We start from the raw sequence: 19,183 nt of genomic DNA on the forward strand, positions 1-19,183 counted from the left end.
ATCGCTTTCATCAGCGAACCTGCAGTATAGGCGTTCGAAGCGATCCCTTCCAGCGATGCCCCGCTCACACTCGTATTTCACGAATTCAATCGAGATTTCATGGGCAGTGGTTTCCCGAAGCGTTACAATCGATGAGCCGCGGATTCACTCCGGTCCCGGCAACGGCACTGTGTATTCAAATCGATTCGCTCATCGAAGAGGAAACCAGCATGCGTTTGATCGTCTCCCTGTTTCTACTCAGTTTCATCCTGTCCCCCGTGGCTACAGATCCCTGCCTGCGGGCAGCAGAACAGCCCAACATCATCATTCTACTCGCCGATGACCTGGGTTACGGAGAACTGGGTTGCCAGGGAAATCCGCAGATTCCCACGCCTCATATCGACTCACTGGCGCAAGAAGGAATTCGTTTTACACAGGCTTACGTGACCGCGCCCAACTGCAGTCCGTCACGGGCCGGACTGCTGACGGGTAAAATCCCGACTCGCTTCGGTTATGAATTCAATCCCATCGGTGCCCGCAACGAAAATCCAGGTACGGGGCTGCCTCGAGCAGAAAAGACGCTGGCCGAACTCCTACACGACCAGGGTTATACGACCGGCCTGATCGGTAAATGGCACCTGGGGGGCGCTGCCGACTATCATCCGTACCGCCATGGATTCGACGAATTCTTCGGCTTCATGCACGAGGGGCATTACTTCGTCCCGCCGCCGTATCAGGGTGTGACCACCATGCTGCGTCGCAAGACACTCCCCGGTGGTGGCAAGGGGCGCTGGATTGGTGGTCAGCTGATTTATTCAACGCATCTGGGATACGATGAACCTGACTACGACGCCAACAACCCCATCATTCGCGGCGGACAACCGATTGTGGAAACGGAATACCTGACCGATGCGTTCACGCGGGAAGCGGTCAGCTTTATTGATCGTCACCAGGACAAACCCTTTTTTCTCTATCTGGCGTACAACGCAGTTCACAGCCCCCTGCAGGGGAAACAGGCGGACATGCAGCGTTTTCAAAACATTGACGATGTGCACCGACGCGTCTTTGCCGCAATGCTTTCTTCACTGGATCAAAGTGTCGGCCAGATTCTGAAGCAGGTCCGAAAAGCCAAACTGGATCGCAACACGTTGATTGTCTTTCTGAGTGACAACGGAGGTCCCACGCGCGAACTCACGTCCAGCAATCTGCCCCTGCGGGGCGAAAAGGGATCCATGTACGAAGGAGGACTGCGGGTTCCCTTTCTGATGCGCTGGACAGGCAAGCTGCCTGCTGGCCAAACCTATTCGCAGCCAGTCAGCAGTATGGATCTTTTCAGTACGTCGGCAGCTCTCTCCGGTGCACCGCTGCCGGACGACCTGGATGGTGAAAACCTGATGCCGTACCTGTTGAAAGAAAAAGAGGGCACGCCGCATCACGAGTTTTTCTGGCGTCAGGGTAAGCGAGCTGCACTCCGACTGGGGGACTGGAAAATTGTCAAAATGCGCGGTAAATCCGACATCAAACACTGGGAGCTGTACCACATCACAGAGGATCTGTCGGAACAGACCAATCTCGCCAGCGAGCGGCAGGACAAACTGCAGGAACTGCTCACCCGCTGGAACGAACTGAATTCACAGATGAAGCCGGCTCTGTTTTAATTACTTCTCTACAGATGCAACGGCACCGGGTCGGCTGCTTCCCTGCTCGATCAGATCGGCCAGCTGTTTTTTCAACCCCTGTGCGAGTTCCGGATGCGCTTCGATGACGTTCTGCTTTTCTGCAGGATCCTGCTCTAGATCGAACAACTGATACTGGGGGACGTTGGTATTTGACAGCTGCTGCTCGACGATGATATTGCGGGCGGTCTGTTTGTCGTACCGCTGTAATTTCCATTTCCCGGTTCGCAAAGCATACGTGCCGTTGTTCCCGTTGTTCTGTTGCACGAGATGCGAGCGTCCTGCAGCGTCCGGTTTCCCCAGCAACGCATCCAACACATTGAAGCTGTCGCGACAGGCATCCTTAGGCAGTTTCTGTCCGGTCAATGTTGCCAGGCTGGTTGGCAAATCGATGGTACAGACCAGTTCATCACTGACACCAGGCGGGATACGTCCTTTCCAGCGGGTAATAAAGGGAGTTCGGGTTCCCCCTTCATAGACACTGTACTTGCCCCCGGAATACGGTCCAGCTGCGCGGTGATCTCCGACTTTCTCCAACGCGCCATCTTTGTAACCATCATCCATCACGGGACCGTTATCGGAACAGAATACGACGAGCGTGTTCTCAGCCAGTTGGAGACGATCGAGTGTTTTCATCAGCTCGCCCACACACCAGTCGAGTTGGACAATCGAATCGCCGCGATAACCGAGTGATGTTTTCCCCTGAAACCGTTCATGGGGCATGCGGGGCACATGAATATCATGCGAGGCGAAGAACAGAAAAAAGGGCTGATCTTTGTTGGCTTCGATAAATTCGACCGACTTCTCGACCCACTTATCGGCCAGATCCTCATCGCGGAAACGAGCCGCATGCCCGCCTGTATAAAAGCCGATGCGGCTGATTCCATTGTGAATCGTTGAATTATGCCCGTGTGACCAGTCCATCTTGAGCGTATCACGGTGTGTGAGGCCGGTCGGATGATCGGGGCTCGGCTTCTTGTTCCCCACCCAGAGGGGATCTGCCGGATCGAGATTGAGAACCCGGTGATCTTTCACATAAACCTGGGGAACCCGGTCATTGGTTGTCGGCAACAGGAAGCAGGTATCAAAACCGATCTCCAGTGGCCCCGGCTTCAGATCTCCGTTCCAGTCCGGTCCCGCTTCTCCCCCGAGCCCGAGGTGCCATTTACCGATGACAGCCGTAGCGTAGCCAGCATGTTTCAACAGGGAAGCGACGGTCTCTGTTCCCGGCTTAATAATGGCCGGTGCATTTGGCGGCGCAATCCCGGTCCGTTTTCCCCGAAAGGCATAGGTCCCGGTCAGGAACGAATAGCGGGTCGGCGTGCACGTCGAAGCGGAACAGTACCCACTGGTAAACCGCAGTCCGTCAGCTGCCAGTTGATCAATGTGAGGTGTCTTGAGCGCTGTCGCCCCATAACAGGAAACGTCCCCGTACCCGAGGTCATCGGCCATGATTACGATCACATTGGGTTTTTCGGCCCGGAGCTGAGAATGACCGTGCAGGAGGCAAACCAGGAACAGCGTCAGCAGTGAGCAGATTCGAAATGACATGAGAGCGCTTTCAATGATGATGAATTAAAAATGAATCCAGGATTCGGGGCGGTCTTTAATCCCCTGTTTTAGCAGCAGGAATCGGCACACCGCTCCGGGTGAAGGCGATTGCCCGCGAACCGGAAGCCCCCACCATGACGGATTCAACCAGAGGCGGTGCAACCTGCTCCTCGGCCATCCAGTTCACGAGAAAATTCGCACCGGAGCCTCCCGTGCTGTCTTTTTCTTCCACCAGGAATTCAATCGTCTGAAACGGGGCAAGCCTGATTGGCTGGTCCAGATAGACCTTGATCGACTCCCCGTCAGTATCGACATACTTGACTCCGGTGAGGTAGACGGGCTGATCCTGATTGATGTTCCGGATACTCAGAGTCGTTTCCAGAAGCAACGGCGATCCGCCATGATAATAGATGTGAGAATAACAGGGGGCATAGATCGAACCGCTGCGCGTCATTTTTTCTGAGTCGATTTCGCCTGCCTGGTAACTGGCAAGATCGGGCGGTTCATAGCTGCGCGGCGGTACGAACTTCAATTCGTGCTCGAAGCGTTCGAAGCGGGTATCGAGGTACACTGCCCCCGCGATCAGCACTAAGGTCACGACTCCCAGCAACAGAAACAGGACGAACCATTTGTCCCACAACCACAAAAACCAGTCGGGATATTCGCCTTTATTTCCCATCGCACACGCTTCCCCTGTGACAATTATTGTTTCATTTCCGGCAGCGCGCCTGAAAATTCTGGTTCAGACGAATGAGACACTTTCTGTCGGCTGATGTATTAAACACTACCTCAGCCCGCATGAAAAGTCACCCCGACTGACAGTGTCGACTATGGCATCTGTTTCTGTAACTCATCCAGGCGTGACAGGCAGTTTTTTACCAGCGGGACCAGTCGTTCATCCGACTGACCGGCGGCCTCGATCATGGAATGGTAATACTGCACAATCTCTTCCGGCGAGGCGCCGAAGTGCCCCCAGAATTCAGCGCGGTCTTCGGTCTGCAGATCAAACAGCATCGCTTCCAGGTTATGCAGTTTGTCTGCGAGCTCAATCGCCCGCGCACCGAGCGATGCCTGCTGCATCACTTCAATATGATCCCGCTTGCGATCACGCCAGTTCCGCTTTGCGCCCTCCTGAGTTTCCTTCTCTTCGGTCATCTCCCTGACGTACTGCAGAACCTCATCTGAAAAGGTTCCCTCCAGATCCTCAAAAGTCAGCGCGGTATCTTCGATCACATCATGCAGGGCGGCAGCTGCCAGGATGGATTCCTCATGAAAGCCGGCTTTCACCAGGATCAGACAGACCCCCATCGGATGTGCGATGTAAGGAATTCCGGACGACTTGCGTTTTTGAGATTTATGTGCTTCCGCGGCAACCCGAATGGCGTTCTCGACTACCGGAGAGTGAAGTGTATCCATGCTGCAAACTCTGGTTTAACGTTGTTCGATCGGAGTATCCTGTGAGTGCCGGAACTGGTTAAATCGTGTGTACTCCCAGTGACGATACAGGGCGGATTTCTTCAACAGGTTCGATTGACTGTCGACCGCTTCCACTTTGCCTTCGTGAATCATGACGACCTGATCGACGCGTCGCAGGGTCGTGATACGGGAAGGAATGACCAGCACGGTCCGGTTCTGGAAAATCCGGGAGTAGGCATCTTCGAGCAGCGTTTTGGTATCTTCGTCGAGCGGCCCTTCCGGTTCTTCGATGATCATCAGAGCCGGCTTTCGCAACAGGGCGCGGGCCAGTCCTAACCGGAAACACTCACCCGTTGTCAGATCTTCCCCGTGCTGCCCCAGAACGGTTTCGTAACCTTGAGGCAGCCCCTGGATAAACTGATGCGCGTGTGATTCTTTGGAAGCCGCAATGACTTCCTGCAGCGAATACCGTTCATCGCCACAGCGAATGTTGTCCTTGACGGTTCCGGTGAGACAGGGATCGTTACCGCTCACAAAAATCGCTTCCGCCCGCAGAGACTCCAGGGTCACCCACGCCGTGTCTTCGCCGTCGATCAGGACCCGGCCCGAGCGGGGCTCAATAAAGCGGGGTACCAGGAAACTGACAGCGCGTGGGGCGAGTTTCTCCAGCGATACCAGTGCGGTTGTCGAACCGGCGGGAATTTTCAGATCAAAGCCATTCAAGATCGGAGGTGAACCAGGCGTGAGACTGTAAGTGACGTTTTCGAACTGTAGTGCTGTCGACATTGGCTCCAGAAATTTCGCACCGACTGCCTGCCCGACTTCGGGGATCAGGTTCAGATAACGATAAATCGAGCTGGCAGCCACAGTGGATTCTTCGCGCACACGGAACAGTTCATGCAAACCATTGACCGGCAGGTAGAAGAAGCCGAAGATTCCCACCACCAGCACCGCAGCAGAGAGCGGCAGACTATCCGGATTCACGAGGACTTTATACCCCACCAGAAAGACAACCAGGCACGAACAGAAGACGGCCAGGCCTCGGGCGATACGATGTCCCCAGCCTTCAACGCGTTTCAGCTTTTCCAGGTTTTCGGTGTATTTCGCCAGATGCTTCTGAAACTGTTCATGCTCCGGGTTTTCCATTCCATAGCCGCGAACCAGGCGTGTGCTCCGCAGATTTTCAGCCAGCAGGGAAAGTTCGGTATCGATGGTGACCAGTGTTCTGGCATGCTGCAAATCATAATCTTTGCGATGCTGCATCAGAAAATACCAGGCTGCGGCCAGTGGAATGATGCACTGCAGCGTTAAACGCCAGTCGATGGAAACGGCAATCAACAGCAGAATCGCCAGCGTCATAGTGTGCCGCGTCAAACCGTAGACCCAGTGGAAGACACCGTTCTGTACGGTTCCCACATCCTGAATGAACAGGTGAAACGCCTGATCGGTCTCTTTCCCCGACAGATCCCCGGGCCCCAGGCGGAGCGCCTGGCGATGAATCATATTGCGTAACGTTGTCGAAATATGATGGGAAACTTTCAGGCTCCTCAGTCGGCATCGCCAGCGGATCAACACCCGGATGCTGGCCACAACCAGCGCGACTAAAATCAGTGTGAATAACGCGGACTGATTCTGCTGCAGCAAGGGGACACGCTGATACACGCTTTTCATGATCCCCAGATGGTATTTGGAATGCGTCCACCAGACGGAGGGCAGAATCCCCGTATCAGCAAGAATCAAGCGATCTGGAGGAGTCGCTGGTTGTGCGTCCGCGGGAGCCGCTTTCGGCTCTGGTTCGGGCGCGGGCTTTTCTTCCGCGGCGGCAACTTCGTCAGTATCGGCTTTCGGCTCAGCCGGTTCCTCGGATGGTTCGGTGGCTTCAGCAGGTGCTTCGGGTTCGGGACTGGCCAGGATTTCCTGCAGTTGCTGAACCCGCTCTACCCCCTGCACCGAAATCCGCCCACGATGATCCAGCAGATCCAGGATCAGAAAAAACAGGATGAGCAGAAACGCCAGCAAGAGGCCATTGATGAACGACCAGAACACAACGGATCTGGCAGACCCACGAAAAAACTCCCGCGCGGGGAACGCGCGATGGAATGCGTTGGGCTGACGATTTGACACAGGACCCACCGAATCTGTTTTAAGTGATTAAATTAAAAGGCCTGTCCCCTGTCTGTCAGGCAAGGTCCCGGTCTTCGAAAAGGATGAAGGCAACCAGAATCGCAATTCCGGAATAGAGCAGGCAGCTTAATGCGGAATGACCGATATAGACTGGTGGAACCACGGTTCCCGTTGCGACCGCTGGTGACATATTGAAGTTATCCAGGTTGGGCAGAATCGTAGCAATCAGCTGCCCGGTAAACTTCACGAATTCCAGCCCCTCTGCCTTGGCCTGAACCAGATTGGGAGTGAGGTGGCCAATGATATAGACGCCAAAACAGATAATCATGTTGACCATCATGGGCAGACGGGTCGAGATCGCCACGCTGATGGCGGCCAGAATGGCGACTTCCATATAGATCAGCAGAATCCCGGGCAGAATCAGCCAGACCGCAGCCATCCGCTCGGCGTGCGTTGGTGGTTCCTGGGCCGCTTCGCGGGCATCATAGCCGACTTTGAAATAAACCAGCAGCAGGAAAGTAATCACCATGGGCAACATCAGCCAGACGACGGCCTTCAGAATTCCCAGGTATTTCCCGACGATAAACTGACGACGGTTGATCGGCTTTGACAACAGCGTCATGGCCGTCTTACCTTCAATTTCATCAGCGATGCTGGTACTCGCCGACCACACGGCCAGCAACAGACTGCAGATCAGGATCGTTGCAAGACCACAGTCCATCAGCATCTTGACGTCATCCCCCATCGAAAAGAACGGGAGAAACGTATTTAACAGCAGCAGGATTAAACCGAGTGCCATCAGCAAGAGGAACACGGGCTGGCGAATGGCTTCCTTCGTGGTCGCCCTGGCGATTACCCCCGCCTGGGTCATCGAAGTCACACCGAACAGGAGTACAAAATAGATTGCAACTCCGATTCCGGTAATCCACCATTGCACTGTCAGATTTGTCGTCTCAGCAGCCAATACCAGCAGGTTTCCCATTGTTTATGTACCGTCTTTAAAATAATGCATCAAAAAGTCAGTGCTCGCAGCTGACACCTGAGTGCGCAACTACACTTGCATCATACGAATGAAGTCTGCTCCGATGTTGGTTTTATTTTTGAACTTCTGAAAAAAGAAAGAGAATTCAGAATTCGCAGACCATCGTCGGAAAGTAACAGCTACTTTACCGAGAACCGGTGGCGAAAGTAAAGAAAACAGACCCAAACGCCCCGCGTTTTCCCCAATCTGACAGGCAGCTTCGCTATAACTTGCCAAATTGCTGCCATGCTCACGGCAAATGGTGAGGGGGAGTCTGCTCCTGTTGAACAGCAAAGCGGGTTTTGACTGATCGAAACCTGGCGTGTCGGTGATCCAGCAGGGATCGGAGCGCTCAATATTCGATGGTGAAACTTTGACGATCAGAATCGGCCGGGGCCCCTTGAATCGATACATCCGTCACATTCGTTGCGAATGTCAGCATCATATCGTCGAAAAACCGATCGAGCACTGACTGATCACGGGCCTGCGCGACCAGTTCCACGGTTCCATCGGGTAGATTTTTGACGAATCCGGTAACAGGGTAACGCTCCGCCAACTGAGTTGTGCGATATCGAAACCCGACGCCCTGCACCCGCCCCGCATAAATCGCGCGTAGACTGATCAGATCCGTCGAAGAACCGGACTGATGAGGATCAGCACACATGGCCGATATCCTCTCTATCAAGAGACCGTAAATTAATGAGCGAAAAAACGTTGATCGGAGACAGTACGATCAGAAGGGACTTTAAGCCCTGAGAAATGAATAGAGACTTCGGTCACACTGCTTTAATGCGAAGAAGGCTCTTCAGTCAACTGGCCTGATTCCGGCAAGTCTGAAAAGTCGATACACAATTCTTCGCGAACAATGCTCATGCTGCGCGGAGCATCAATTCCTAATCGCACAGAATTGGGACCAATTCGAACAATCGTCAGGGTTACGTCATCGCCAATCCGAATCCGCTCGCCGGGCTTACGTGATAATACAAGCATTTCTTTTCGAATCCTTCGTTTTCTGTTCCCTCATACTTCCCTGTAACCTTCCAGGAAGGTCGAAAGCATTGTGCAGGATGAGGGTAGTTCAAGAGTACTCATCTCGACAATTCACTGAAACCAGCCAGCAAACTGCCATCACTACGATGTCGACATCAGTATGATAACAGCTTTTGAATTATCATGTCCAGCCCAGACTGAAAAATAACGTCACGACCCGCACAACCGCCAATAACCGCCCCGAAACCACTCTTTTTACCCAAAATCGTGCCCAAAAATCAGGCACAACCACCCCTGCACAATAAACAGGCACGATCAGTGCCATCGTCAGAGCTCTCATAACCAGACAATTTCCTCTCAGCCCGCTGACCGGTGCCCAGCTCGCAGTCAATTTCCAGTATAGTGGATGCCGCAGGCTCTACTGAAATACAGTCCGTACGCTGGAAAATAATTTCAAAATTTCTTTCTCTCCTCTCAGCCGGTTACCGGTTGGCGATGGTGAATGCAGATGCAAAAGAAGACGGAAAACCAGCGGGGAACCGCTTGACGATTCCCACTTTGATCGTCAGTCTTTAGCAACAGTGTTAACTAACTCAGAATTTCTGCCTCGCTATCAGGGGAACATCATGGTTCGTATCGGAATAATCGGCGTCGGTTTTATGGGAATGGCTCACTACGAAGGAGCCAAAAAGCTCAAAGGAGCCAAGGTCACTGCGATCTCAACGCGCGATCCCAAGAAACTGTCTGGCGACTGGAGCAGCATCGAAGGCAACTTCGGTCCTCGCGGAGGTCAGGTCGATCTCTCCAAGGTAAAACAGTACAGTGATTACCATGAACTGCTGGCAGACCCCGATATTGATCTGGTCGATATCTGTCTTCCCACCGAAATGCATGAGAAAGTCGCCATGGATTCCATCCAGGCCGGCAAACACACACTGGTCGAAAAGCCGATTGCCATCGACCTCAAGGCCGCCAACCGGATGGTGAAGGCAGCCGAAAAAGCGGGCGTACAGTTCATGGTAGCCCAGGTCCTTCCCTTCTTCCCGGAATTTCAGTTTGCCGTTGAATGTGTTCGCAGCCAGAAATATGGAAAACTGCTGGCCGCACACTTCCGCCGTGTGATGGCTCCTCCCAAATGGTCAGAGAATATTGAAGACTTCCAGAAACTGGGGGGCTGGGGCATCGACCTGCACATTCATGACAACCACCTGATCAGCCTGATGTGTGGCGTTCCCCAGAAAGTGACCTCTCGCGGTATCGAAAACAAGGGTTACATCAACCACGTGCATACCGTTTATGACTATGAAGACCCGAACCTGGCGATCAGTTGTGTCAGTGGTGGCATCGCGACGCGCGGCCTCGAATTCGCCCACGGCTTTGAACTCTACTTCGAAGAAGCCACCGTTCTCTTCGGAGCCGGAACCATGGGTGTCGGCAAAAATAAGGAATGGGTTGTCAGCCAGCCGCTGACATTGATCACCAAATCCGGTCAGCTGAAACATCCAAAACTCAAAGGGGGCAACGAATGGTGTGCCGCCTTCACGCTGGAACTGCAGGCAGCCGTCAATGCGATTCAGTCGGGTGAAGACCCCGAGGCACTCTCCGGCGCCCTGGCCCGCGATGCTCTGAAAATCTGTTACGCGGAAGCAAAAAGTATTCAGACAGGGCGATCCATTCCTGTCAAATAAGTGTCACTTCATCTGTTGAAGTACACATTATTAGATTCACACCGCCGATTCTCGAATCGTTCTCGAAAACCGGCGGTGTATTTCTTGGTATACTGCTGAAAATGAAGTAATCTGAGCCTGATTCCCGGGCAATTGAGCCCGAATCTTTAATCACTCCGACCTGAACCGGTAACAATAAGCGGTCCGGTTCTGAAAAACGGCTCTGCCCAGTCTCTGATAAGCTAAGCTCATGCTCGAAAATCTGCCTCTCCAATCAGTAAAATATAAGGGACTCACCATCGAGGGGTATTCCCGCGCTGCAGTACAGAGTTACTGGAGGATTCCCGAGCTGAAACTTGGCTTTGACCTGGGGGCCAGCCCCTGGTCGTTTATGGGAACGTCGGTGTATTTCATTTCTCATGCGCATCTGGATCACATGGCAGCGCTGCCCGCGTACGTGGCCCGACGGCGGATGATGAAAATGAGTCCGCCCACAATCTATCTGCCCGAAGAAGTCGTCGATCCCGTCTGGAAAATGCTCCGCAGCTGGCACAAACTGGACCGGGGCCGCATGGACTGTGAACTCATCGGCATGAAAGACGGCGAAGACATTCAGCTGACCCGCGAACATGCAGTCACTGCATTTCAGACCAAGCACACGGTCCCTTCGATCGGATTCCAGGTCTGGGACTGTCGTAAAAAGCTCAAGCCGGAATTCATGGGTAAACCGGAAACCGAAATTCGCGATGCGCGGATGGCGGGAGTCGAAGTCAGTGAAGAAATCCGGGTGCCCCTGGTCTGCTACACGGGCGATACCGCTCCTGCAGGACTGGACCATTTCGAAACCGCTTATGAATCAAAAGTCCTGATCACCGAGATGACGTTCCACCGTCCGGAACATCGGCGGGAACGAATTCATAAGTTCGGGCACATGCACCTGGATGATATCATCGAACGCGCCGACCGTTTTAAGAACGAGTTACTGATTCTCGCGCATTTCAGTACGCGCTACCACGATAATCAGGTGCTCAACGCGGTCAAAAAACGGGTTCCCGAGGATTTACTCGAGCGCATCCATCTCTGGCTGTAATTTACCCGGCCTCGATTGACTGTGAGACTCTGACAGCAGATCTGTAAAAAAAGGCCTGGAAGGGATCGCCCCTCCAGGCCTTTTCTGTGCAGTCAACGTTTATGCGTTGATTTCGTAGCCTTTCCGCTGCTCACGGCTCTGCCACTGGTTGGCTTCATCATCGCCAATGATCTGTTCCGTCTGGGGATCCCATTTCAACGATCGATTCAGGCGAATCGCAATGTTGGCCAGGTGACAGGTGGTGATTGCGCGGTGGTGCGTCATCACATCTGAGATTGGCTGCTCACGGGCATCGACACATTCATAGAAGTTCCGCATGTGATCGCCGGGCTGGCGTCCTTTATAGAGTTCCTTGATAGTATCGCTGGAAAGTGGATTGTCTTTCAGGTCTTCCACCGGCTTTCCGGTCAGATCGCCGCGGCTGACAAACATCCGCCCCTTGGTTCCGCTAAACAGAATTCCGTTGCGGCCATCGCTTTTGATCGTCATCTTCACATCATTCGGGAAGGTCGCCTGAACTTCAAACTTGGAAGCCACATTGTATTCATCATCCTTGGTCGGCATACCGTCTTTGAGAGGAACCGGATGCACTGCGGAAATCGGTACGACCTGGGTCGGTCCGGAATGATCCATGCCAATCCCCCACTGGGCGATATCCACATGATGTGCGCCCCAGTCGGTCATTTTGCCACCGGAATACTCATACCACCAGCGGAATTCGTAATGGCAACGGGTTTTAGGACGTCCGTCGGCTGATTTCCAGCGGTAATCCGTCATAGGTGCCTGGCCCAGCCATTTGTCCCAGTTCAGAGTTTTGGGAACTTCGGCCACGGGAATGGAACCGCTGGGGTCGATGCCACCAATCACACATTCCACTTCGGTGATGTCACCCAGGCGCCCTTCCTTGATGATTGCCAGTGCGTTCAGGAACCGCTGATTCATTTCGCTCCGCTGTTGGGTACCGACCTGGAAGACCCGGCCTGTTTCCTTGAGCACTTTGATGATCTGCTTGCCTTCATCAATCGTCAGAGTCAGCGGTTTTTCACAATAAACGTCCTTGCCGGCTTTCATTGCTTCAATGGCAATTTTGGTGTGCCAGTGGTCGGTCGTTACGATCGTCACGATATCGATCTCGGGATTTTCCAGGACTTTCTGGTAGTCTTCGAAGACCGCGATTTCTTTGTTGTTGCCTTTTTTCCCCTGAATTTCTTTAACCTTGTCGTGTGCTTTACCGGCGTGTGCTGCATCCACGTCGCAAACGGCAATCACGTCACCGTACTTCATCGCATTCGGACCAACGGCGTTCCAGCGGCTTCCGGTACCGATACAGCCTACAACGGGGCGATCATTGGCCGCTTTGAATTTGTAGGCGCTGGCAGGATCAACGCTGAACCAGAAGGGAACGCTGCTTCCCGCGACTGCGGCTGCTGAGGTTTTCAAAAAGTCGCGACGATTCTGCTTGGAATTACTCACTGAAGACTCCTTATCTACATGGAAGGGTGCGCGCCGATTTCAGGAATGGAATCACGCAGGTGCAGGATGATTGATCAATAGATCCATTATAAGGAACTCGGAATCGGCAATGCAAAGATCAAGACTGCTTTATGTCTGTTTTCTTCATACGACTTGTCCGGGGTTCCTGATAGAATGAAAGTATCAAAAAGTGCCGTCACCTCGCTTTTACTGATCGAACGTGGCGATCCCGGTTTTATAAAAGACCCTAACATATTTTCTTGCCTGAAACGGTAGCATGCGCACCATCCTGCACGTGGATATGGACGCCTTTTACGCGTCCATCGAAGAACGGGACCACCCGGAACTCAAAGGGCAGCCGATTATTGTCGGCGGTCGGGCCGAGTCACGTGGTGTCGTTTCCGCTGCCAACTATGCAGCGCGCAAATTCGGCGTTCACAGTGCCATGCCGATGAAAACCGCCCGCTCACTCTGCCCCCACGCACACTATTTTCCGGTCCGGATGAAAGATTATGCAGCCGTCTCCCATACACTGCAGCAGATCTTCCAGCGTTTTACACCCCTGGTTGAACCGTTGTCCCTGGATGAAGCATTCCTGGATGTGACGGGAAGTGAACTGCTCTTCGGCACGGGGGCAGAAATAGCGCGCACGATCAAGCGCGAAGTTCAGGAAACGTTACACCTGATCGCGTCCGTGGGAGTCGCACCGAACAAATTCCTCGCGAAAATTGCCAGCGATGCGGACAAACCGGATGGTCTGGTGATTGTCGCGCCTGACCGCATTCATGAATTTCTCGATCCACTCCCCATTTCCCGCATCTGGGGCATTGGGAAGGTCGCCACCCGCCGCTTTAACCAACTGGGAATTCAAACCGTCGCTCAATTACGGGCCCTCGAACCGAAATTACTCACGGAACTGTTCGGCGAACAGGGTGCGCACCTCTGGAAGCTGTCACAGGGGCACGATGAGCGTCCCGTGGTGCCGGAACGCCAGGCCAAATCCATTTCGCGCGAAACCACTTTTTCCCGCGATGTGACCGATCTGGAAATCCTCAAGTCCGTTCTGATTGAACTGGTAGAAGACGTGGCTCGTCGGCTCCGTAAAAACCAGTTGCGCGGAAAAACGATTCAGCTCAAAATCAGGTATGATGACTTCTCGACCTTTACGCGGGCATCGACCATTGCGCAACCGACGGACATCACCCGCGATATCCAGTCCGCCGCTCTGCAGATGCTGGAACACCGACTGCCGGCCCGCCGGCTGTCAATTCGACTGATTGGAGTCGGCGTTTCCGGTTTCGATCAGAGCGCCGTTCAGCAGCGCAGTCTGTTTGATGAAGAGGATCAACAGAAGCACTCCCGACTGGACCAGATCAAAGATCAGATCGCCGACCGTTTCGGAATGGATTCACTGAAACGCGGCAATCGCATTTTAAATGATATGCAAGATGAATCAGCGGAAGCGGACTGAGCTCGAATTCCGTTTGTTTCTTCAATCTTTGACTGGTGCCCAGCGCAACTTTTGAGTTGTCTTGAATTCGACTTGTCCGTCATTTTGACTTTGCTGGTCTGGTCGACTGCTGCCCCGGTCGATCAATGCCTGCAGGTCGGCTGTCATCTGTCTGACCCGTTCCGGATGTTTCTGTGACAGATCCTGCTCCTCCGCAATGTCCGCTTGCAGGTGATAGAGCTCTGCGATGGTCGGCTTGCCGCGCGATTTTTCCAGATTGCGTCCGCCCAGTTTATACACCAGTTTCCAGGGACCGTCCCGGTAGGCAAATTCACCAAAGTTCGAGTGATTGACCACTGACGCACGTGAGCCGCCTGACGCTTTTCCCTGCAGTGCGGGGAAAAAGCTGAGACTGTCTTCTGCGCCGGTTGTGGGTAACTTTGTTCCCAACAGATCGGCACTGGTTGCCAGCAGATCCGTCAGGCAGATCAACTGGTCACTGCTGCTGCCCGCCTGTACTTTTCCGGGCCAGCGTACAACCAGTGGAACACGGTGTCCCCCCTCCCAGACATCGCCTTTATGTCCGCGATAAGGACCGCTGGGGAGATGACCGGCTTTGATCAAATCTTTCCAGCCCGTATAATGCGAATGGCCATTGTCTGCAGTGAAGATCACTACAGTGTTCTCGCCGAGTCCCGCTCGGTCAATGGCCTGAATGACCTGACCTGCGGACCAGTCTGTTTCCATCACAAAATCGGCCACGGGGGCGATGCCGCTTTTTCCACGGAAAGGGGGCGAGGGAACGACAGGCTCATGAGGAGAGGTCAGCGAAAAATAGAGAAAGAATGGTTCCTGCTGTGCCGCGCGCTGTTCGATGTACTTGACTGCCCGCCGGGTTAATTCGGGAAGAATTTCCTGCATTTTCCAGCCGGGTGCCGCTGGAGCGCCGGTAAACGCTTTGGGCAGGACAATTCCCTCTGCGGGATCGGGTTGAAATTTGGCCGTGGGCTGTGGAAAGACCCGGTCGTTTTCAATAAAGGTAAACGGAGGCAGATTCGGCAGATCGACGCCGAAAAAATAATCGAAGCCCCGGTCAACCGGTCCCCCCGAAATTGGCTTGGTGAAGTCCCATCTCAGTTGCCACTGGCCGTTGCGTTTCTCCGTCATCTGGCTGGGCTGTGGTCCGGGCCAGTTCCAGCCCAGATGCCACTTTCCGATGCAGGCGGTTGTGTACCCCTGCGATTTGAGAAATCCGGGGTAGGTGAGCCGATCGGCAGCGATCAGCGGAGGTTCGTAAGCGGCGATGACCCATTCCTGCAATCGCGTTCGCCAGGCATAGCGGCCCGTGAGGAGTCCATAGCGGGTAGGAGTACAGACCGCCGAACCACTGTGGGCGTCGGTAAAGCTCATCCCCTGCTTTACCAGGCGGTCGAGATACGGCGTTGGAATTTTGTTGTCCGGATAGTGTGCCTGGATATCACCCACACCGAAATCATCGGCCAGGATGACCACGATATTCGGTTGCTGCTGTTCAGCTGCCGAAAGCAATCCGGGGCTCAGACATAACAAGAGACAACAGACAAGCGGGCGCAACATGTTAGACTCCTCAAGACGATCCAGGACAATGAAGCAGGAGATTGCCAACTGCAGCTCGTTGTGAAGCTGACAGAAATTCTCTTATTTATCCTACCGGTTATAAAACGACAGCGAAAGCAGGACTGACAGAAAAGTGTTAACCAGCTGTCGGGGGAGTGACGCCGACCAGTGACTCGTCTGTCTTCTGGCTCCGGCTACTGAAATGAATCAGCGCGAATCCGACAACGATGAAACAGAGGGAAACGATCAGCCAGAATAGGGGTAGATGCTTCTGGTCCTGCAGGTTCATGTCCCATTGTGAGAAATATTGCTGATAGCTGGCGAAGGTGATCAGCAAGCCGTTGTGCAACATGTGCAGCACGATCCCGGGAATCACGCTTCGCGAGAGGACGTTGACATATCCCAAAGAGATTCCCATGAAGAAGCTGGGAAAAAACCGTTCGATAAACAGGGAATCACGCACGATGACGTGGAACAGCGCGAACAGAAACGCTGAAATGAAGATCGATTTGGTACTCGAAAATCGGTTCAACAGACCGCTCAACAGGTAACCACGGAAGAAGAGCTCTTCGCAGATCGCGGGGAGTACCGCCAGGCTGATCAGCTTGATCCAGAGAGGTACCAGCTCCAGTTCCAGCTTCATCGAATCGAATAGTTTCGTGAGAACTTCAATGCGATAGTCGGTCAGGGCGAAGATCTCAATCTCGTAAGCCATCGGCCAGAGCGTGAACCCCAGCAGGACCGCGCCCACGCAGGCCAGCGGTCGGGGGCGATTCCAGCGAAAGCCGGACTTCAGATTCACACCTCCCAGCCAGGCAAACAACAGCGGGATCAGCAGGAACAGACAGAAGGTGAGTGTACCTGATGCCAGCAGTCGCATCGCCATGGAAAGTTCCTGCAGCCGACTGATAAATGCAGCCGACAGGATGAACACCGGAAACAACACCGCCAGACAGAGCACTGCATTATTCAATGCGGGGGCAGCATGGGTTTTGGTGGAACGCTTAAAAAAATCGCTCCAGGAAGCTTCACTCTGATACAGAATCGTGTCGGTCCCGAAAATCCGGGCGGCCAGACTGAGGGCAACCACGCCGTAGAAGACCGTGGAAAAGACGGAAACAAAAAACAGAGTGGGTTGTGCCTGATGCAGTAAAAAATCGCGACTGAGCAGTACGATATTCGCCAGGGGAATCACCGCCCAGAGCAGCGTCATTTTGAGATCGGGCACCAGGCCGATGACCCCGGGGGCCATCGAGATCAGCATCAGGGGAATCAGGTAGGCCTGTGCTTCTTTGAAGCTGCGGGCAAAGCTGGTGATACAGAGCAGGACCGCAGAGAAGAAGGCGGCGAAGATCAACAGGAGTAACAGAATCTGCAGTAACACGACCGGGGTCAGCCCCTCGCCGAACAGCATCCCCTCTAGACCGTTTGCATAAGCGGTCGCGAGCATCGCCACCATATTGACAATGGCCGTCAGCGTCGCCACTGCCAGGACGGCGAAAAACTTGGAACACAGAATCCACATGCGGGGTAACGGTGCGGCCATTAAGGTTTCCAGTGTTCCGCGTTCGCGTTCGCCGGCTGTCAGGTCAATCGCGGGATAGACGGCGCCGGTCATCGTCATCAACAGCAGAATCATGGGGACGAACGTCACCAGGGAAGCCCCCTGTCGCATCTCGGACTTTACCGGTTCAAATGTCGCGATGAACGGCACGGTGTCGCTTTTTCCCATTTCTGTCAGCAGCTGGTCGCGGTAATTCCAGCGCACGACCTGCAGACGCTTCTCGACATATTCCGCGGCCCGTCGAGAGTGAGGCGACTGTGCGCCGTAGATAATCTGAAAACGGCCACTGTGTCTTTCGTGGGTCTGATCTGCCTGCGCCGTGTCGATGGGAATATAGCGTACTCCCACGTCAACCTGACCATCGCGGACCAGTTTGGGAATATTTTGATTTTCACCGGAACTCTCGGCAATCAGAAACTTGATTACCGGGTCGACTTTTTGAAAGCGGGCCAGGGGCTGCTCGTCGTCAGCTGATTTCTGTTCTACAGGCGACATGCCGGGATTGGTTGCCAGCAGACGGTTCCCCTTGGTGAGCAGGGCGCGAAACAGCTGCCCCTCTGATTCGTTGGAGAGAATAATCCGGTATTCCACTTTGCCCAGCTGGCTCATCTGGCTCAAAAAAAACTTCTGCAGCAGTAATCCGAGCAGTGGATAGACCAGCAGCGGCATCAGGATCAGGGTGATCACAGTCCGGCGGTCGCGAAGAATTTCCCGCAGTTCTTTCTTCAAGAGACCCGAAAAGCGAAAACCGGTCGTAGGAGTATAGATCCGGTGATCCGAGCCCTGATCGTAGGGCGACACCATTAAAGCAGTTCCCCCTGTGCCGCGGCGACTGTTTCCGATGTTGTCACAGGCGCATCCAGCAGTTGCAGGAAGATCTGGGTTAATGTCTGACAGGATGTGCATTGCTGCAGCTCTTCCAGTGTGCCCTCGTAGCTTTTCTTACCCTGGTACAGGAGCCCGAACCGATCGCAGAGCTGCTCGGCTTCATCCAGGCGATGTGTGCAGACGATGACGGCCTTGCCTTCATCGCGGAGATGATCGATGTAATCGAAGATCACTTTGCTGCCGACCACATCCAGACCACGCGTCGGTTCATCCATCAGCATCACCGGCGGATCGTGTATCAGGGAACGGGCCAGGTTCACGCGTTGCTTCTGACCGGTACTCAAAGTGGCAGACCGACGATCGAGGAACTCGGAGAGCCGAAACAGTTCGGACAGTCGCGCGATACGGTCTTCCGCCTGCGCTGCGGAGACGCCGTAGACGTCGGCGAAAAAAGAGAGGATCTCGCGGGGTGTCAACCACTGGTACAGCCCGGCACTGGTTGAGACGAGGCCGACCCGCCGTTTGATTTCGTCGGGATGCGTCGAGACGCGAAAGCCTTCGACTTCAGCATCGCCACTGGTCGGTTTGAGCAGGCCGAGAATCATGCGGAGCGTCGTAGTTTTACCGGCACCATTGGGTCCCAGCAAACCATAGACTTCGCCTGTTTCGACTGCGAACGAAATATGATCGACGGCCAGAACATCCTGTTTTCCGGCTTCGAAAATACGTGTGAGGTTTTGAACGCGGATCATAACGGC

The 19,183-nt window shown here is 53.9% G+C and carries 16 protein-coding genes; 4 read left to right on the plus strand and 12 right to left on the minus strand.

Annotated features, from left to right (window positions below):
* Nucleotides 1–131: 131 nt before the first annotated feature.
* Complete coding sequence (locus tag RID21_RS00595; RefSeq protein ID WP_350186678.1) at nt 132–1,637, plus strand: sulfatase; 1,506 nt, start codon at nt 132–134, stop codon at nt 1,635–1,637.
* Here RID21_RS00595 and RID21_RS00600 read toward each other — a convergent pair whose 3' ends face one another.
* From RID21_RS00600 to RID21_RS00635, 8 genes are all read right to left on the minus strand, one after another.
* On the minus strand, nt 1,638–3,206 hold the full coding sequence (locus RID21_RS00600) for a sulfatase family protein (protein WP_350186679.1): 1,569 nt from the start codon (nt 3,204–3,206) through the stop codon (nt 1,638–1,640).
* A gap of 55 nt (nt 3,207–3,261) precedes the next feature.
* Nucleotides 3,262–3,885, minus strand: a complete 624-nt coding sequence (locus RID21_RS00605) for a DUF3124 domain-containing protein (RefSeq protein WP_350186680.1) — start codon at nt 3,883–3,885, stop codon at nt 3,262–3,264.
* 149 nt (nt 3,886–4,034) lie between these two features.
* A complete protein-coding gene (locus tag RID21_RS00610) occupies nt 4,035–4,622 on the minus strand; it encodes an HD domain-containing protein (protein WP_350186681.1) in 588 nt (195 codons plus the stop codon).
* A 15-nt stretch (nt 4,623–4,637) separates the two neighbouring features.
* The gene (locus RID21_RS00615; protein ID WP_350186682.1) at nt 4,638–6,746 is read right to left on the minus strand and encodes an ABC transporter ATP-binding protein; all 2,109 of its coding nucleotides are present in this window, start codon (nt 6,744–6,746) and stop codon (nt 4,638–4,640) included.
* Nucleotides 6,747–6,801: 55 nt separating this feature from the next.
* The gene (locus RID21_RS00620; protein ID WP_145187919.1) at nt 6,802–7,728 is read right to left on the minus strand and encodes an ABC transporter permease; all 927 of its coding nucleotides are present in this window, start codon (nt 7,726–7,728) and stop codon (nt 6,802–6,804) included.
* A 69-nt stretch (nt 7,729–7,797) separates the two neighbouring features.
* Nucleotides 7,798–8,181 (minus strand): hypothetical protein, encoded by a 384-nt coding sequence (locus RID21_RS00625; RefSeq protein ID WP_350186684.1) that lies wholly within the window; start codon nt 8,179–8,181, stop codon nt 7,798–7,800.
* Nucleotides 8,120–8,431, minus strand: coding sequence for an acylphosphatase (locus RID21_RS00630; RefSeq protein WP_350186685.1), 312 nt, complete (start codon nt 8,429–8,431; stop codon nt 8,120–8,122). The genes RID21_RS00625 and RID21_RS00630 overlap by 62 nt, the downstream gene beginning before the upstream one ends.
* Before the next feature lie 122 nt (nt 8,432–8,553).
* Nucleotides 8,554–8,757 carry a carbon storage regulator gene (locus RID21_RS00635; RefSeq protein WP_145042092.1) on the minus strand — a complete coding sequence of 68 codons (204 nt, stop codon included), beginning with the start codon at nt 8,755–8,757 and terminating at the stop codon, nt 8,554–8,556.
* A gap of 626 nt (nt 8,758–9,383) precedes the next feature.
* On the opposite strand from RID21_RS00635, the gene RID21_RS00640 reads away from it, so the two are divergent.
* Together RID21_RS00640 and RID21_RS00645 are read left to right on the plus strand one after the other, a co-directional pair.
* Nucleotides 9,384–10,445, plus strand: a complete 1,062-nt coding sequence (locus tag RID21_RS00640) for a Gfo/Idh/MocA family protein (RefSeq protein WP_350186686.1) — start codon at nt 9,384–9,386, stop codon at nt 10,443–10,445.
* Between the two features lie 229 nt (nt 10,446–10,674).
* Nucleotides 10,675–11,514 (plus strand): MBL fold metallo-hydrolase, encoded by an 840-nt coding sequence (locus tag RID21_RS00645; RefSeq protein ID WP_350186687.1) that lies wholly within the window; start codon nt 10,675–10,677, stop codon nt 11,512–11,514.
* A 99-nt stretch (nt 11,515–11,613) separates the two neighbouring features.
* Here the strand turns inward: RID21_RS00645 and RID21_RS00650 are convergent, their stop codons facing one another.
* Entirely contained in the window at nt 11,614–12,987 is a 1,374-nt protein-coding gene (locus RID21_RS00650; RefSeq protein ID WP_350186688.1) for a Gfo/Idh/MocA family oxidoreductase, read from the minus strand.
* Between the two features lie 277 nt (nt 12,988–13,264).
* Between RID21_RS00650 and dinB the strand changes: the two genes are divergently transcribed.
* Entirely contained in the window at nt 13,265–14,458 is a 1,194-nt protein-coding gene (gene dinB / locus RID21_RS00655) for a DNA polymerase IV (RefSeq protein WP_350186689.1), read from the plus strand.
* A 21-nt stretch (nt 14,459–14,479) separates the two neighbouring features.
* Here the strand turns inward: dinB and RID21_RS00660 are convergent, their stop codons facing one another.
* From RID21_RS00660 to RID21_RS00670, 3 genes are all read right to left on the minus strand, one after another.
* Nucleotides 14,480–16,033, minus strand: coding sequence for a sulfatase family protein (locus RID21_RS00660; protein WP_350186690.1), 1,554 nt, complete (start codon nt 16,031–16,033; stop codon nt 14,480–14,482).
* 136 nt (nt 16,034–16,169) lie between these two features.
* The gene (locus tag RID21_RS00665; RefSeq protein WP_350186691.1) at nt 16,170–18,401 is read right to left on the minus strand and encodes an ABC transporter permease subunit/CPBP intramembrane protease; all 2,232 of its coding nucleotides are present in this window, start codon (nt 18,399–18,401) and stop codon (nt 16,170–16,172) included.
* Complete coding sequence (locus RID21_RS00670; protein ID WP_350186692.1) at nt 18,401–19,177, minus strand: ABC transporter ATP-binding protein; 777 nt, start codon at nt 19,175–19,177, stop codon at nt 18,401–18,403. The genes RID21_RS00665 and RID21_RS00670 overlap by 1 nt, the downstream gene beginning before the upstream one ends.
* Between the last annotated feature and the right edge of the window lie 6 nt (nt 19,178–19,183).

It is taken from the genome of Gimesia sp., from assembly GCF_040219335.1.
Taxonomy (GTDB): domain Bacteria; phylum Planctomycetota; class Planctomycetia; order Planctomycetales; family Planctomycetaceae; genus Gimesia.